This window comes from Gluconacetobacter tumulicola (assembly GCF_014174215.1).
Classification (GTDB): domain Bacteria; phylum Pseudomonadota; class Alphaproteobacteria; order Acetobacterales; family Acetobacteraceae; genus Gluconacetobacter; species Gluconacetobacter tumulicola.
This window is the reverse complement of record NZ_JABEQL010000003.1, coordinates 1-15,745: the sequence shown is the minus strand read 5'-3', so window position 1 is coordinate 15,745 and position 15,745 is coordinate 1. Positions and strand designations below refer to the sequence as shown.

Below are 15,745 nucleotides of genomic sequence, written 5' to 3'. Positions count from 1 at the left end.
CATGATACGTCATATCCGTCCCGCACTGGTCCTGTTCGCTCTTCTGTCGATCCTGACCGGGCTGGCCTATCCGCTTGGCCTGACGGCGGTCGCCAATCTGGTGTTTTCGCATCAGGCTCAGGGCAGCATCATCATCCGCGACGGCCATCCGGTCGGCTCGGCCCTGATCGGCCAGAACTTCACGTCCGACCGCTATTTCCATCCACGCCCCTCGGCGACCAGCGGCGTTGACCCGGCCGATCCATCGAAATCGGTGCCGACGCCCTATAACGCGGCGGTGTCCGTGGGCTCCAATCTCGGGCCGACCTCCCGATCCCTTGTCGCGCGGGTCAGCGCCGGCGCGGTGGCGATCGGGGCCGACAATCCCGATGCGATCCGCGAGGGGTGGAAGATCCCGGCCGACCTCGTGACGACATCGGCCAGCGGGCTGGACCCCGACATCTCGCCCGAGGCCGCGTTCTTCCAGGTGCGTCGTGTGGCCCTGGCCCGCCATCTGCCCGAGATGCGCGTGCATGACCTGGTGGTGCAGATGATCCGGCAACCGATGATGGGCTGGTTGGGCGAGCCCCATGTCAACGTGCTGGCGCTCAACCTCGCCCTTGATGCGGTACAGTAGATATGGATGACCGGACTGACCGCCCCGATCCGGACGCCCTGTTGCGGCAGACGGAAAAACTGACCGGGACGCGGCAGCGCGGTCATCTGAAGATATTCCTCGGCGCGGCACCGGGGGTGGGCAAGACGTTCGAGATGCTGACCGTTGCGCACCAGATGGCGCGCGACGGAAGCGATGTCGTGGTGGGGCTGGTGGAAACACACGACCGCCCGGAAACCGCCGCTCTGCTTGAAGGGCTGGAAAGCGTTCCCCGCCGCGCGGTGCCTTATCGTGGCCAAACATTATGGGAAATGGACCTGGACGCGATCCTGGCGCGCCATCCACGGATCGTCCTGGTTGACGAACTGGCGCATACAAACGTGCCGGGATCGCGCCACCCCAAACGCTGGATGGATGTCGAGGAATTGCTGGAGGCGGGGATCGACGTTCTCAGCACGGTCAATATCCAGCATCTGGAAAGCCTGAATGACGTCGTCGCCAGCATCACCCATGTCCGGGTGCGCGAGACCGTGCCCGACATAGTGCTGAACCGCGCGGACGAGATCGAACTGATCGACCTGACTCCCACCGACCTGTTGCAACGTATGCGGGACGGCAAGATCTATGCCCCGCAGACCGCCGGGCGGGCGGTACTGCATTATTTCTCGCCGGGAAACCTGACGGCGCTGCGCGAACTGGCCTTGCGCCAGACTGCCCAGCAGGTCGATGCTCAACTGGTCGACCATATGAAGGCCAATGCGATCGCCGGGCCTTGGGCGGCCGGCGAACGCATCATGGTTTGCCTGACGCTGCAGGACCGTGACGCCAGCCTGCTGCGCTATGCCAAGCGGCTGGCCGATCGCTTCCATGCTCCATGGATCGTGCTGCATGTCGAAACCAACCGCGATATCGGTAACGACGCCCGCGCCGGCATGGCCGCGCGCATGCATCTGGCACAGTCGATGGGGGCTGAAACCGTCACGATCCCAGGACAGGATGTGGCGACTGATGCCCTGGCCTATGCGCGGACGCATAACGTCACGCAGATCATTGCCGGACGCCCCACGCCTCTTCCGTGGCTCGACTGGGTCTTTCCCTGGGCATGGCGTTCGACGACCGGTCAGTTGATCCAGTCGGACGGACAGATCCCGATCCATGTGGTGCGCGCCGCATCGGACGATGAGGCCGAGCTGGGCGCGGCCCGCCCGCGGGCAAAGCGCAGTATCGGGCCATTCCTGTCCGGTTCCGGCATCATCGCCATGGCCCTGGGGGTGGCGATGGCGCTGCGGCAGGGGCTGGCGGTGAACAATGTCTCGCTGGTGTTCCTGACGGGCATCCTCTGGGTGGCGGTGGCGCACGGGTTATGGCCCTCGCTCTGGGCTTCCGTCCTGGCGATGCTCTGCTTCAATTTCTTCTTCCTGCCGCCGCTCTATACGTTCACCATCGTGGCACCGGATAATGTCGTTGCCCTGGTCTTCTTCTTCGCCACGTCGGTCATCGCCAGCCATCTGGGCGCGCGCGTGCGCAGCCAGGCCGTCGTCGCCCGCCATCGGGCCGAGATCACCGAGGCGCTGTACCAGTTCAGCCGCAAGCTGGCCGGTATCGTCACGATGGACGAGCTGCTGTGGACCACCTGCCACCAGATTGCGACGATGCTGGATATGAACGCGGTCATCCTGCTGCCAGGTGGCGACGCGCTGCATGTCACAGCGTCCTACACACCGGGCGAGGCGTTGGGCCCGTCTGATCTGGCGGCGGCGACCTGGGCCTGGCGCCACGATCGCACGGCGGGGCGGGATTCCGATAATCTTCCCGGCGCGCGCCGGCTGTTCGTACCGCTGCGTACCGGGCACGGGCCCGTCGCGGTGATCGGTCTGGATGCCGACCGGTCTGGCCCGCTGCTGGACCCCGAACAGCAGAGACTGCTCGATGCGCTGGGCGATCAGGCAGCGGTGGCGATCGAGCGCATCACACTGGCCGAGGATCTGGACCGCGCACGCCTGCATGCGGAAACCGAAAAGCTGCGCGGCGCCCTGCTGACCTCGATCTCGCATGATCTGCGTACGCCGTTGGCCTCGATCCTGGGGGCGGCATCCAGCCTTGACAGCTATGACGCATTGCTGTCGGCCGGAGACCGCCACGATCTGATCGCCACCATCCGCGACGAGGCGGAACGCCTGAACCGTTTTGTAGCTAACCTGCTGGACATGACGCGGCTGGAAGCCGGGGGGCTGGCGCCACGAAAAGAGCAGGTCGATCTCGGCGAGGTCGTGGGCAGCGCGCTGGCGCGCGCGGCACGGATGCTCGTCCGGCATACGGTCACGCTTCAGATCGATCGGGACCTGCCACTGCTGCTGCTGGACGATGTGCTTCTGGAACAGGCCCTGTTCAACCTGCTGGACAATGCCGCGAAATACACACCGCCGGGCACACGGATCGAGATCGACGTCGCCCGTGTGGATGGTCGCCTGCATATATGCTTGCGCGACGAGGGGCCCGGACTGCCCGTACAGGACCCCGACCGGGTCTTCAGCAAATTCGCCCGCCTGCACGCCGCCGACCGGTCGCGGCCGGGAACCGGGCTGGGGCTGGCGATCGCGCGCGGTTTCATCGAGGCGATGGGGGGCACGATCGGCGCCGGCAACCGTCACGATCGGAGCGGCGCCGAATTCATGATATCTTTCTCCCTGACGGAGGAAAAAGCCCCATGAGCGACCCATGCGTGCTGATCGTGGATGACGAGCCCGCGATCCGGCGCCTGCTGCGGACCAGTCTGGGCGCGCAATCCTGGCGGACCATGGAGGCCGAAACCGGTGCGTCGGGATTGGAACAGGCGCGGGAGGGCAGGGCGGACATCATGCTGCTGGATCTGGGTCTGCCGGACATGGACGGGATGGAGGTCATCCGCCGCCTGCGCGGCGGCGGTTCTAGCCTGCCGATCGTCGTGCTGTCGGTGCGCGGGGACGAACGCGGCAAAGTGGCCGCGCTGGAACTCGGGGCGGACGATTATGTCACCAAGCCATTCAGCATGGCCGAACTGGTCGCCCGGCTGCGCACGGCGCTGCGTCACGGGTTACAAAAGGAGGGGACAACGCCGGTCTTCATCTCAGGAGATCTGAGCGTCGATCTTGTGCGGCGGCATATATTCCGCGATGGGCAGGAAATCAGGCTGTCGCCGCGCGAATGGGACATCATGCGACTGCTGGTGCAGCATGCCGGCCGCGTGCTGACCCACCGGCATATCCTGGGCCAGCTCTGGGGGGCGGGCGGCGACGTGCAGCAATTGCGGGTCTATATCCGCCAGATCAGACAGAAGCTGGAAGCCGATCCCGAACGGCCGGCCCATATCGTGACGGAAACCGGGATCGGCTATCGTCTGGTCGTCACTGATCCGTGATCATCCTGTTCCGCCGCGGCGGGATACAGGCGTCCGACCACACGTTCCATCGTCAATCCCTGGACGAGGATGGTGAACATCACCACCCCATAACAGACCGGCAGCAGCGTGTCGCGCAACGCCCCGGCCGGCAGGCCGAGCGCCAGCGAGACCGAAATCCCGCCCCGCAAGCCGCCCCATGTCAGAACGACCAGTGCCCGCCAGCGATCGCGGTTGCGGAGATAGACCGGCAGCGTCGCGCCCAGCACGCTGAGTCCGCGCGCGGCAATCGACAGCGGAATGATGGCCAGTGTCGCCAGCAGGGAGGAAAGGTGCGGCGTGATCTCGAGGATTTCGAAACCGATCAGCAGGAAGAGCAGGACGTTCAGCATCTCGTCGACCATGGACCAGAATGCCAGAAGCTCGGTGCGCGAATGGTCCTGTATCGCAGCGTGGCCGTAACGCGTGCCCAGGCTCATGCCGGCCACGACCACGGCGATCGGCCCGGACAGGTGCAGGTGATTGGCCAGCGCGAATGTGCCCGAGGCCAGGGCAAGCGTGGCCAGAAGGTCGATATGCGCATCATCGACGCCCCGGACCAGGCGTAGCGCGATCCAGCCCGTCAGCGCACCCAGCAGGCCGCCACCGACGGCCTGAAACAGGAAGCGGGTCGCGATATCGGCTGCCGACAGGGAAGTGGTGTCGCCAGTCGCCAGCCCGATCATGACACCGAAGATCACCACCCCGACGCCGTCGTTGAACAGGCTTTCTCCGGCGAAGATTGCCTGTAGCGGCGCAGGCAGCCCCAGCCGCCGCAGCATGCTCACGACCGATACCGGGTCGGTCGGCGCCAGGATCGCACCCAGCACCACGCACCACACGAACGGCACCGGCGGCCCGAACAGCGGGAAGACACACCAGGCGGACACGGCCAGCAGACCGACCGCAAAGACCGTGCCCAGCACCGCCAAGGCAGTGACGGACGCGGTGCGCGAAAACATATGGTGCAGATCGACCTGCATCGCTCCGGCGAACAGCAGCAACGACAGTGCGCCGTCCAGCAATGTCCTGGGCAGGTCGATCGCCCCCAGCAGCGAACGGGGAATCAGGTGGAGGTCATGGGAGGGGATCAACGGGTCCAGCACCATGATCGCCAGCGATACGGCCAGCGAGATCACCAGCACCCCGATCGTCATCGGCAGGCGCAGCGTCCGATGGTTGACAACGCTGAACAGCGTGGACAGCGTCGCGAGGAGGGCAAAAAGGCCGAGGGCGTTCATGAATCATGCCTTCCGGGTGATCGTGCGCCTGTCAAGCTGTTCAGCGGCCCTGCGGGGGGGGGAACAGCCCTTCCGCTCCCTCGTTGGGAATGGAAAGGCTGAATGCCGCCCACCTGGTGAACTGATACGCGCAAGGAGTTTCCGAATGAGCAAGATCGCTGTTCCCGAGCTGAAATTGAACGATGGTGGCGCCATTCCGGCCATCGGCTTCGGGACCTACATGCTGAACGGCTCATCCGGCGTCGAAGGGATGGTCTCGGCCATCCGCAATGGGTACAGGCTGCTGGATTCCGCCTTCAATTACGAAAATGAGGGCGCGGTCGGCGCTGCAATCCGCAAGGCCGGCGTGCCGCGCCATGAACTGGTCGTCACCTCGAAACTGCCGGGCCGCCACCACCGTTTCGACGAGGCCATCGCGACGGTCGAAGAATCGCTCTACCGGGCACAGCTCGATTATTATGACCTTTACCTGATCCACTGGCCGAACCCCAGCAAGGACCTGTATTCCGAAGCCTGGAGCGCGCTGGTCGAGGCGCGGAAACGCGGGCTGGTGCGCGCGATCGGCGTCTGCAACTTCCTGCCGGAGCATCTGAAGCGGATCATCGGGGACAGCGGCGTGATCCCAGTCATCAACCAGATCGAACTGCACCCCTATTTCCCGCAGCATGAGCAATTGGCATTCGACCGGTCGCTGGGTATCGTGACCGAAGCCTGGAGCCCGCTTGGCCGTGCCAACCACCTGATGCAGGACCCGGTTATCCAGAAAATTGCCGGCAGGGTCGGGCGGACGGCGGCGCAGGTGATCCTGCGCTGGCATGTCCAGCTCGGTGCCGTATCGTTGCCAAAGGCGGCCAGCCCGGCACGGCAGATTGAAAATCTCTCGGTGTTCAATTTCGAATTGAGCGCCGAAGACATGGCGGACATCGCGACGCTCGCACGGCCCGACGGCCGGACCTTCGATCAGGACCCCACCCGTTACGAGGAGTTCTGAGTATCCGATACCGATGCGGGGCAGGGCGGCCGGCGGGTGGATCTTGCCGTCACATGATGAATGACAAGGCAACCTGGCAGGCGATGCCGGCGTCATGCCCATGTCAGGTGCCCCGTGGCGGGTACGTTTGGGGCCGAGCGTCATGACAATCGCGTATGATTACGATCTGATGGTCATCGGTTCCGGCCCGTCGGGGCGGCGGGCGGCGGTCCAGGCATCGAAGTTCGGGCGCTCCGTGCTGGTGATCGAACGGCAAGACCAGGTGGGCGGGGTGTCGGTTCATACTGGGACCATCCCGTCCAAGACGTTGCGCGAGACGATCCTGAACCTGACCGGCTGGCGGGAACGCGGCATCTACGGGCACAATTACTGCGTAAAGAAATCCATCGACGCACAGGATTTGAGTACGCGGCTGATCAAGACGATCCAGGGAGAGGTCGAGGTGCTGGAGCACCAGTTCGCCCGCAACGACATCGTCGTGGTCCACGGGGTGGCACGCTTTCTCGATCGCCACACGCTGTCGATCAGCGGGGAAGAGGGCACGGAGCAACGGGTGCGGGGGCGTGCCATCGTCATTGCCGTGGGCTCGGTGCCGCACCGGCCTGCCTATGTACCTTTCGATGATGCCCATATCATCGATAGCGACGGCATGACCCGCCTGACATGCCTGCCACGTTCGCTGACCGTGATCGGCGGGGGCGTCATCGGCATTGAATACGCAACGATCTTCAGCGCGCTGGGTGTGCGCGTGACGATCGTGGACCAGCGCGAGCATGTGCTGGAATTCATCGACCATGAGACCGTAGAGGAATTCGTGCATCAACTGCGCGATCGCGGTGTCAATTTCCGCCTTGGCAGCACGGTGGAATCGATCGTGATCGAAGCGGAGCAGCCCGTGGCCATCCTGGAGGGCGGGCGGCGCGTGCGTGCGGATCTGCTGCTTTATACAGGCGGCCGACAGGGCGCCACGGATGCCCTGAACCTGGAGGCCGCCGGACTGACGTCCGACGCGCGCGGGCGCCTGACGGTTGATCCGATCACGTTCCAGACCGAAATTCCGAATATTTACGCCGCCGGAGACGTTATCGGCTTTCCCGCACTGGCCTCCACCTCGATGGAACAGGGACGCATCGCCGCCTGCCATGCCTGCGGTCAGCCTGTGCCGCCCGCGCCGAAATTCTTTCCCTACGGCATCTATGCGGTGCCCGAAATCTCCACCGTCGGCCTGTCGGAGGAGGAAACCCGGGCGCGGAAGATCCCTTACGAGACCGGTATCGCCCGGTTCCGCGAGACCTCGCGCGGCGTCATCATGGGCAAGACGGAGGGATTCCTGAAGCTCGTCGTCGCGCTGGAGGGGCACCGGCTTCTGGGCGTGCATATTGTGGGGGAAGGGGCGACCGAACTGATCCATATCGGTCAGGCGGTCCTGAATTTTGCCGGCAGCGTCGAATATTTCATCGAAGCGACGTTCAACTATCCGACCTTTGCTGAGGCTTACAAGATCGCCGCGCTGGATGTGTGGAACCGGATCACGCCACGCGATCCCGTTGAAGGGATATCACCAGCGGTCTCACCACCAGAATCAGCACCTCGACGCGCAACACGCCGACCGAACGGGCATGGAACGCGGAAGAAGGCTTCCTGAAGCGCGAGCTCGCGGCGCAGCGTTCCCATCCGGCGCTGACTGCCGAAAGTCGTATAATATATATTATGCCAACTTATATCCGTGCCACGGTCGGCGCGGCCATGGGGTTTCGCGGGCGGCTTTCTGCGCTACAACATCATCATAGAGGATTTTCCGGCGATTGGAGCCGCATGACCATTTCTTCCGTGCTGGGCTTCGCCCTGTCGGGCATCGACGCCATTCCCGTGCGGGTCGAAGTGCAGCTTGCGTCGGGCCTGCCATCCTTCCTGATCGTCGGCCTGGCCGACAAGGCTGTGGCCGAGGCGCGCGAGCGTGTGCGTGCGGCGCTGGCGGCCATGGGCCTGGCGCTGCCGGCCAAGCGGATCGTGGTCAATCTCGCACCCGCGAATATCGTCAAGGAAGGATCGCATTTCGACCTGCCGATCGCGCTGGCCCTGCTGACGGCAATGGCGGTCGTTCCACCCGAGGAAAGCGGACGCTATGGGGCGATCGGCGAATTGTCGCTCGATGGCCGGATCAATCCGGTCCCGGGCGTATTGCCCGCGGCCCTGAGCGCGGTGGACCAGTCGCGCGGCCTGATCTGCGGTGCGCAGCAAGGGGCTGAGGCGCGCTGGGCTGGCGAAGGTCTGGACATCGTTGCGGCGGACTGCCTGCTGGCGCTGGTGAACCATCTGACCGGCGAACAGGTCCTGCCGTCGGTCGAAATGCCGGCCCGCCTGCCGTTCGACCTGGCAAGCGGGCCGGACCTGGCAGATGTGCGCGGCATGGAAACGGCGCGACGGGCGTTGGAAATCGCGGCGGCGGGCGCGCATTCGCTGTTGATGACTGGCCCGCCAGGTGCCGGCAAATCGATGCTGGCGGCGCGCCTCCCCTCGCTGTTGCCCGACCTGACGAGTGCTGAGATTCTGGAGATCAGCCGGATTCACAGCATTTCCGGCCAGCTCCCCATGGGGTTGCCCATTTTTCGGCCGCCCTTTCGCGATCCGCATCATTCGACCAGCCAGGTTGCGCTGGTGGGTGGCGGCAGCCGGATAAAGCCTGGCGAAGTCAGCCTGGCCCATCGCGGCGTGCTGTTTCTGGACGAGCTGCCGGAATTTTCCCGCCCGGCACTGGAGGCCCTACGCCAACCGATCGAAACCGGGACCATCACGGTGGCCCGGGCGTCGGGACACGTCACCTACCCTGCCCGGTTTCAACTGGTCGCGGCCATGAATCCGTGCCGTTGCGGCTATCTGGGAGATGCCACGCAGGAATGCCGCAAGGCGCCGCGTTGCGGCGAGGATTATACGGCCCGCATCTCCGGACCCATGCTGGACCGGATGGATATGACCGTGCATGTCGAACCGGTTTCGCCCGCCGAACTGGCGGGTCTGCCGACGGGCGAAAGCAGCGCCGTGGTGGCGCAGCGCGTTGCGGCCGCGCGCACGATCCAAGCCGCTCGCCAGGACGGGCTGACCAATGCCGAGGCCTCGCCCGACCTGTTCCCTATCAGCACGACCGCCCGCGATTATGCGGTGCGTGCCGCCGACCGGTTGCGCCTGTCGGCGCGCGGTTTCACGCGATTGCTGCGCGTGGCGCGCACTATCGCCGACCTGGCGGCGGAAACGGAAACGACCCAGCCACATGTTGCCGAAGCGCTGACCTACCGGCTGCGCCGTCCCGACCGGCGATCTCAAGGATAGTCAGTAATTTTGCGCAAATATTTTCTTTTTACTGCTCAAATCCATTGGGAATATCTCGTTTTTAAAGTATTAATTGGCATAATATATATTAAACGGCTTTCTTATTATGTAATTACTTTGATTTTTACTTTGTATTGGCGCGGTCGATTTATCGGAGCGTGAAAATCTCGGTTGGGTGGTCAGGCCATCCAGACGGCGCATTGTGCAGGCCAATCATATGATCCGATAGCCAATCTTTCAGTTCCAAAACCTGAAGCGCCGAAACCAGTCTTGGAATGCTCCTGCGCGGACGCGGTATCCGACTGCTTCCCGGCCGATCTGGAGCAGGGTTGCGCGCCGCCGCGATGGTAGGCCGTAAGGTCCCGAATTCCGTCGCTGAACGGCGAACGACGAGATCCGGTACAAGACCAGGCATGGCAGCAGGAACGTCTGCTCGGTCTCAATGAAATCCGTGCATGGGATTCCTGATCGAGCGGCGTAGTTTATCTGGCGATTTAAAGGAAAATATTGGCTGGGGGACCTGGATTCGAACCAGGGCTGACCGGGTCAGAGCCGGTAGTTCTACCGCTAAACTATCCCCCAACCGGGTGACCGGGCTTAGTGCCGTGCGGTGAGGGGCTGATAGCATCGGCCGTACGGCCTGACAAGCACCTTTCCGTGCTGTTTTTGCAATCTGACATATTTGTCTTGCCCTGCGTGCGGGTCAGCACACACTATATGCTATATACGGTGTGGCGAAGGGACCGTCCGATGGACAATACGATGTCCTGGCGCGATGGCCAGGAGGCAAGGCGACTCCCCCGTGATTCGGGATTCAGGGCGAATCGCAGCATGCCGGGCATGTTCGGGGCGATCGACCTAGGCACGAACAATTGCCGGCTGATGATCGCCGCCCCCCACGCCGATGGCTTTCGTGTCGTCGACAGCTTCAACCGCATCGTTCGTCTGGGCGAAGGCCTGCAACGGACTGGGGAACTCAGCCCGCATGCGATGGACCGCACCATCGAGGCATTGCGGGTCTGCGCCATGCGCATGGAGCGCCGCCGTCTGTACCGCTATCGCGCCGTCGCGACCGAGGCCTGCCGCCGTGCGGGCAACGGCGCCGCGTTCATCGAGCGCGCGCGGCGCGAGACCGGGCTGGACATTACCGTCATCTCGTCGCGCGAGGAAGCCGAACTGGCGATGGAAAGCTGTTCGGCGCTGCTGCACGACGACCGGGTATCCCCCACCCGCACCCGCGCGCTGCTGTTCGATATCGGCGGTGGTTCGACCGAAATCGCCTGGGTCCGCACCGACCGCCATACGCGCCGCCAGGATCTCAGCGGCTATCTCAGCCTGCCGGCGGGTGTGATCACCCAGGCGGAGCAGTTCGGCGAGAGCGCGTTCAGCGAACAGGGCTACCAGCGGATGGTCGAGCAGATCGCCAACCAGCTGCGTGCGTTCGAGGCGGTGCATTGCATCCGCCGCGAGATCAGCCGCGACAATGTCAGCCTGATCGGCACCAGCGGCACCGTCACGACCCTGGCCAGCATCGCCTTGTCGCTCACCCGCTACAGCAGGACAGCGGTGGACGGCACGATTCTGGAGGCCGGACCGGCCCTTGAGGCGATTCGCACCCTGGCCGCCATGGGGCCGGCCGGATTGAGCCAGCACCCGTGCGTCGGTCCGGACCGGGCCCAGTACGTCATGCCGGGCTGCGCGATCTTCGAGGCGATCCACCGCGTATGGCCGGTGCCGGAAATCATGGTGGCCGATCGCGGCCTGCGTGATGGTATGCTGCTGCGCATGATCAACGATTCGACCAGTATGGCCCTGTCGCCGTCACCAGGCCCCCTGCCCTTTGCTTCGTCCCGCCCGCCGGCAATGGGGGCACCGCTTCCATGAAGCGGCGTCCCCCGTCCGGCAACGGCAAGTCACGGGTTCCCGGCAAGGCCCTCAGCAGCAGTTCAAACCCCGGCGGCGGCAACGCGGCGGCGGATTCGGGCGCGGCGCGCGCTACCCGGAGCCAGGCCGTCTCCCTGCGCACCGCCCGTGGCCGGACGACGGCCCAGCAGCGCTGGCTCAACCGGCAATTGAACGATCCCTATGTGCAGGCCGCCCGCAAGCAGGGCTGGCGGTCGCGCGCGGCCTTCAAGCTGATCGAACTGGATGACCGCTTTCACCTGATCCGCCCCGGCATGCGGGTGGTCGATCTGGGTGCCGCCCCGGGCGGATGGACGCAGGTTGCCGTCAAGCGTGGCGCGAGCAATGTCGTCGGCGTCGACCTGCTGCCGGTCGATCCCGTGGCCGGCGCGACGATTCTCGAGGGCGATTTCAACGACCCAGACCTGCCGGACCGGCTGACGGAGCTGCTGGGCGGCCCGGCCGATCTGGTCCTGTCCGACATGGCGCCCAATACCACCGGGCATGCACCGACCGACCATCTGCGTATCCTCGGCCTGGCGGAGCTGGCCCTGGATTTTGCGCTGAAGGTGCTGGCGCCAGGCGGCACGTTCGTCGCCAAGGTCTTCCAGGGCGGGTCGGAGAAGCAGATGCTGGAACCGATGAAGCACGCCTTTGCGACCGTGCGCCATGCCAAGCCGCCGGCCAGCCGCAAGGAATCGAGCGAGCTATATGTGGTCGCGACCGGGTTCCGCCCCGAACGGGTTCTCCCCACCCAGTCCGACGATTGAGTTTGGGTCGGTAAACGCGCTGGTAGCGATCCGACGCGCGTTCGGCCTCGGGGCTCTCGGCCCATCAGGCCGCTCCGCTCCGATGGTTCGGAAACACACGACGGCGCGGCCCTCCGGGCCGCTCTCGCTCACCAGTGCGCGTTTGCTGTGTTTCGGCAGGCGGCCTTCACGGCCGCTCCGCCACCGCTGAGATACGTTGCGCCGATTACGATGTGGCCTCGTCCGCCGACCACAGCCAGGCGGCGCCGCGCACGCCGGAACTGTCGCCGTGCCGGTTGCGGATGACGGGCGTATTGCATTGCGGCGTGATGACGTAGCGCGGCATCAGCAGGGGCACCCGGGCATAGATCGACAGCAGGTTGGACACGCCGCCGCCCAGCACGATGACATCCGGGTCCAGGAAGTTGATCGCCATGGCGCAGGCCCGCGCCAAGCGGTCCACATAGCGGTCCAGCGCGCCGATGGCGGCGATGTCCCCTTCCTCGGCCGCTGCCTCGATTCCCGCGGTGTCGCGATGGCCCGGCCCCTTCCAGTCCTGTGCCAGGGACGGTCCACTCAGGAATCGTTCCAGGCAGCCCTCATTGCCGCAGAAACATTTGGGGAACGGCATTTCCGTGATTCGCGGCCAGGGCAGCGGAATATGCCCCCATTCGCCGGCGATATGGTGCGCGCCGGTCAGCAGCTTGCCGTCCACGACCAGTCCGCCGCCCATTCCTGTGCCGAGAATCACGCCCAGCACGACGCGGCGGCCGGCGCCGGCGCCATCCACGGCCTCGGACAGGGCAAAGCAATTGGCATCGTTTTCGACCCGGACCTCTCGGCCGACGGCTTCGGTCAGGTCGCGCCCGAAGGGCTGGTTGTTCAGCCAGGTCGCGTTCGCGTTCTTGATCAGGCCGCTTTCGGGACTGATCGAGCCCGGAATGCCGATCCCGACAGTGCCCGTGCTGCCCAGTTCGGCATCCATCCCGGCGACGAGGTCGCGGATGGCCGTCACCGCGCCGGCATAATGTCCTGGATTGGCGATGCGTCGCCGCACCAGCTCCCTGCCGTCCGCGCGGGCCAGTGCCGCGATTTCGATCTTCGTTCCGCCAAAATCGATTCCGATCCGATAGCCGGTCATACCCATCCCGTCAGCCGTGATATTTTCCATGGTCGCCATTTCTTCTATGGTGCGAGCTTCCGTGCCGTAAAGTCACCCCGAGGCAGAGGGTTCGCGATCCGCTGCCGCTTCCGGAGCCCGCTGCCATGAGCGAGACGCTGCTCGACGTCAAAGGGCTGAGCTGCCCCCTGCCCGTTCTCAAGGCCAACCGGGCGCTGCGTGGCATGCAGCCGGGCGACCGATTGCGCGTGATCGCGACCGACCGGGCCAGCGTCGCGGATTTCCAGGCATTCTGCCGGGAAACGGGTCATGCCCTGATCGCCTTTGGCGAGGATGGCGGCGTGCTGTCCTTCGTGATTCGACGCCGGCCCGAAGCGCCGGCAGCCAGTTAGGACGCGATACTTGCCTGTTCGTTCCAAAGACGTGCCCTAAATGCCACAGGTGGCACAAAATCCCCCTATCCGCCCTATGCCCTTGGCAGAAGCGGCCACCTGGGAGTAATTCCTGCGCCTCATGATGGAAGAACCGCACCCATGACGGAAGATCTGTCCCAGCTTTCCTTCGAGGATGCCCTCGCGCAGCTCGAGGACATCGTGCGCAAGCTCGAAGGCGGACAGCTTCGCCTCCAGGATGCCATCGCATCCTACGAGCGTGGGGCGGCCCTGAGACGACACTGCGAGAGCAAGCTGAACGAGGCCGATGCCCGCGTTCAGGCGATCATCCAGCGTGCCGATGGCGCGCTGGAGACGAAATCGATGGATTGACGTACCGATGAGCCACACAACAGCGACCGCCCGGACAGGGCAGACCGCGGACCGCGCCAGCCTGCTGCGGTCTTCCCTGTCGACACGGGCCACGGCCGTCGAAGCCGCGATCGACCGCCTGCTGCCCCCCGTACCGGGCGCCGAGGGCCGCGTTATCGACGCCATGCGTTACGCCACACTGGGTGGCGGCAAGCGCCTGCGCGGCTACCTGACGGCCGAAGTCGCCAGCCTGTTCGACGTGGACGACGCCCGGTCCTATCGCGTCGCGGCCTCGGTCGAGATGTTGCATGCCTATTCGCTGGTGCATGACGACCTGCCGGCGATGGATGACGACGATCTGCGCCGTGGCCAGCCCTCGACGCACCGCAAGTTCGACGAAGCGACCGCCATCCTGGCCGGCGACGCGCTGCAAACGATGGCGTTCGAGATCCTGGCCGACGAGGCGACCCACCCCGATGCGACCATTCGCATCCGCCTGGTGGCCGCCCTGGCCGCCGCATCCGGCGCTGCCGGCATGGTGGGCGGTCAGATGATCGACATGGAAGGCGAAGGCCGTTCGCTGTCCCTGCCGGAGGTCGAGCGCCTGCACGCGCTCAAGACCGGCTGCCTGATCCGCTACGCGGCCGAGGCCGGGGCGCTTCTCGGGCAGGCGGACCTGACGGTGCGCGCCCGTATTGCCGCCTATGGGCGTGACCTGGGCGCCGCCTTCCAGATCGCCGACGACGTGCTGGATGCGACGGCCAGCGCCGAGGAGCTGGGCAAGACCGCCGGCAAGGACCAGGCGGCGGGCAAATCCACCTATGTCGCCCTGCTGGGGGTCGATGGCGCGGCGCGCGAGGCGCGGCGTGTGGCCGAACAGGCGGAAGCCCATCTTGATATCTTCGGACCCGAAGCCGACCGCTTGCGGGACCTGATCCGTTACGTCGTCGATCGCAGGAGCTGAAGACCATGGCCGAAGACAAGACCAGCACCGAGCTCCCGGACGCGATTCCGACGATGGGCCGCTTTCCGCTTCTGGACCGGGTGAGCGCCCCGCGCGACCTGCGCAACCTGTCGGTGGACCAGCTCCGCCAACTGGCCGAGGAATTGCGGGCCGAGACGGTGGACGCGGTGTCGACCACCGGCGGCCATCTGGGTGCCTCGCTGGGCGTGGTGGAGCTGACGGTGGCACTGCACGCGGTGTTCGACACCCCCGACGACCGGATCATCTGGGATGTCGGCCACCAGGCCTATCCGCACAAGATCCTCACCGGCCGGCGCGAGCGCGTGCGCACCCTGCGCCAGCCCGGCGGCCTGTCGGGCTTCACCCGCCGCAGCGAGAGCGAATACGACCCGTTCGGCGCCGCCCATTCCTCCACCTCGATCTCGGCCGGGCTGGGCATGGCGGTGGCGCACCATCTGCGCGCCGAGCATGACCCGTCCTACCGCGAGCGCAACGTGGTGGCGGTGATCGGCGACGGCTCGATCTCGGCCGGCATGGCCTACGAGGCGATGAACAACGCCTCGGTCGCCGGCCCCGGCGCCGGGCGACTGATCGTGGTGCTGAACGACAACGAGATGTCGATCGCCCCCCCGGTCGGCGCCATGTCCAACTACCTGTCGCGGCTGATGTCCTCGCGCCAGTTCCTCGGCCTGCGCGAC

General features: G+C 65.3%; 14 protein-coding genes and 1 tRNA gene. 12 read left to right on the top strand and 3 right to left on the bottom strand.

The features are described 5' to 3' along the window. Position 1: 1 nt before the first annotated feature. Genes kdpC through HLH29_RS02615 form a run of 3 tightly spaced genes read left to right on the top strand, consistent with a single transcriptional unit; the run spans position 2 to position 3,992 of the window. Complete coding sequence (kdpC, locus tag HLH29_RS02625) at positions 2–616, top strand: potassium-transporting ATPase subunit KdpC (protein ID WP_182964469.1); 615 nt, start codon at positions 2–4, stop codon at positions 614–616. A 2-nt stretch (positions 617–618) separates the two neighbouring features. Further along, on the top strand, positions 619–3,306 hold the full coding sequence (locus tag HLH29_RS02620; protein ID WP_182964468.1) for a sensor histidine kinase: 2,688 nt from the start codon (positions 619–621) through the stop codon (positions 3,304–3,306). Beyond that, positions 3,303–3,992 (top strand): response regulator, encoded by a 690-nt coding sequence (locus HLH29_RS02615; protein ID WP_182964467.1) that lies wholly within the window; start codon positions 3,303–3,305, stop codon positions 3,990–3,992. Before HLH29_RS02620 ends, HLH29_RS02615 begins: the two co-directional genes overlap by 4 nt. Here the strand turns inward: HLH29_RS02615 and HLH29_RS02610 are convergent. Then, entirely contained in the window at positions 3,965–5,251 is a 1,287-nt protein-coding gene (locus tag HLH29_RS02610) for a cation:proton antiporter (RefSeq protein ID WP_182964466.1), read from the bottom strand. The genes HLH29_RS02615 and HLH29_RS02610 overlap by 28 nt on opposite strands. A gap of 145 nt (positions 5,252–5,396) precedes the next feature. Here HLH29_RS02610 and HLH29_RS02605 point away from each other — a divergent pair, with 145 nt between their 5' ends. The 3 genes from HLH29_RS02605 to HLH29_RS02595 all read left to right on the top strand — a co-directional run bounded on the left by HLH29_RS02605 (position 5,397) and on the right by HLH29_RS02595 (position 9,569). Further along, positions 5,397–6,242, top strand: coding sequence for an aldo/keto reductase (locus tag HLH29_RS02605; RefSeq protein WP_182964465.1), 846 nt, complete (start codon positions 5,397–5,399; stop codon positions 6,240–6,242). A gap of 142 nt (positions 6,243–6,384) precedes the next feature. Continuing rightward, a complete protein-coding gene (gene sthA, locus HLH29_RS02600) occupies positions 6,385–7,887 on the top strand; it encodes a Si-specific NAD(P)(+) transhydrogenase (RefSeq protein ID WP_182964464.1) in 1,503 nt (500 codons plus the stop codon). A 170-nt stretch (positions 7,888–8,057) separates the two neighbouring features. Continuing rightward, complete coding sequence (locus HLH29_RS02595; protein ID WP_182964463.1) at positions 8,058–9,569, top strand: YifB family Mg chelatase-like AAA ATPase; 1,512 nt, start codon at positions 8,058–8,060, stop codon at positions 9,567–9,569. Positions 9,570–10,077: 508 nt separating this feature from the next. Here HLH29_RS02595 and HLH29_RS02590 read toward each other — a convergent pair. Continuing rightward, a tRNA-Gln gene (locus HLH29_RS02590) sits at positions 10,078–10,151 on the bottom strand. A gap of 249 nt (positions 10,152–10,400) precedes the next feature. Between HLH29_RS02590 and HLH29_RS02585 the strand changes: the two genes are divergently transcribed. Both HLH29_RS02585 and HLH29_RS02580 read left to right on the top strand, forming a co-directional pair. Next, positions 10,401–11,453: a Ppx/GppA phosphatase family protein gene (locus tag HLH29_RS02585; RefSeq protein ID WP_246373700.1), complete on the top strand. Its 1,053-nt coding sequence runs from the start codon at positions 10,401–10,403 to the stop codon at positions 11,451–11,453. Next, a complete protein-coding gene (locus tag HLH29_RS02580) occupies positions 11,450–12,241 on the top strand; it encodes an RlmE family RNA methyltransferase (RefSeq protein WP_182964461.1) in 792 nt (263 codons plus the stop codon). Before HLH29_RS02585 ends, HLH29_RS02580 begins: the two co-directional genes overlap by 4 nt. 205 nt (positions 12,242–12,446) lie before the next feature. Here HLH29_RS02580 and HLH29_RS02575 read toward each other — a convergent pair whose 3' ends face one another. Next, positions 12,447–13,361: an ROK family protein gene (locus tag HLH29_RS02575; protein WP_182964671.1), complete on the bottom strand. Its 915-nt coding sequence runs from the start codon at positions 13,359–13,361 to the stop codon at positions 12,447–12,449. 125 nt (positions 13,362–13,486) lie between these two features. Between HLH29_RS02575 and HLH29_RS02570 the strand changes: the two genes are divergently transcribed. The 4 genes from HLH29_RS02570 to HLH29_RS02555 form a co-directional block, all read left to right on the top strand. Beyond that, on the top strand, positions 13,487–13,732 hold the full coding sequence (locus tag HLH29_RS02570) for a sulfurtransferase TusA family protein (RefSeq protein WP_182964460.1): 246 nt from the start codon (positions 13,487–13,489) through the stop codon (positions 13,730–13,732). A gap of 141 nt (positions 13,733–13,873) precedes the next feature. Then, on the top strand, positions 13,874–14,104 hold the full coding sequence (locus HLH29_RS02565; RefSeq protein ID WP_114728417.1) for an exodeoxyribonuclease VII small subunit: 231 nt from the start codon (positions 13,874–13,876) through the stop codon (positions 14,102–14,104). A gap of 7 nt (positions 14,105–14,111) precedes the next feature. Beyond that, entirely contained in the window at positions 14,112–15,047 is a 936-nt protein-coding gene (locus tag HLH29_RS02560) for a polyprenyl synthetase family protein (protein WP_182964459.1), read from the top strand. A gap of 5 nt (positions 15,048–15,052) precedes the next feature. Then, positions 15,053–15,745, top strand: a 693-nt coding sequence (locus HLH29_RS02555; RefSeq protein ID WP_275944132.1) for a 1-deoxy-D-xylulose-5-phosphate synthase N-terminal domain-containing protein, incomplete at its 3' end; no start/stop codon positions are given.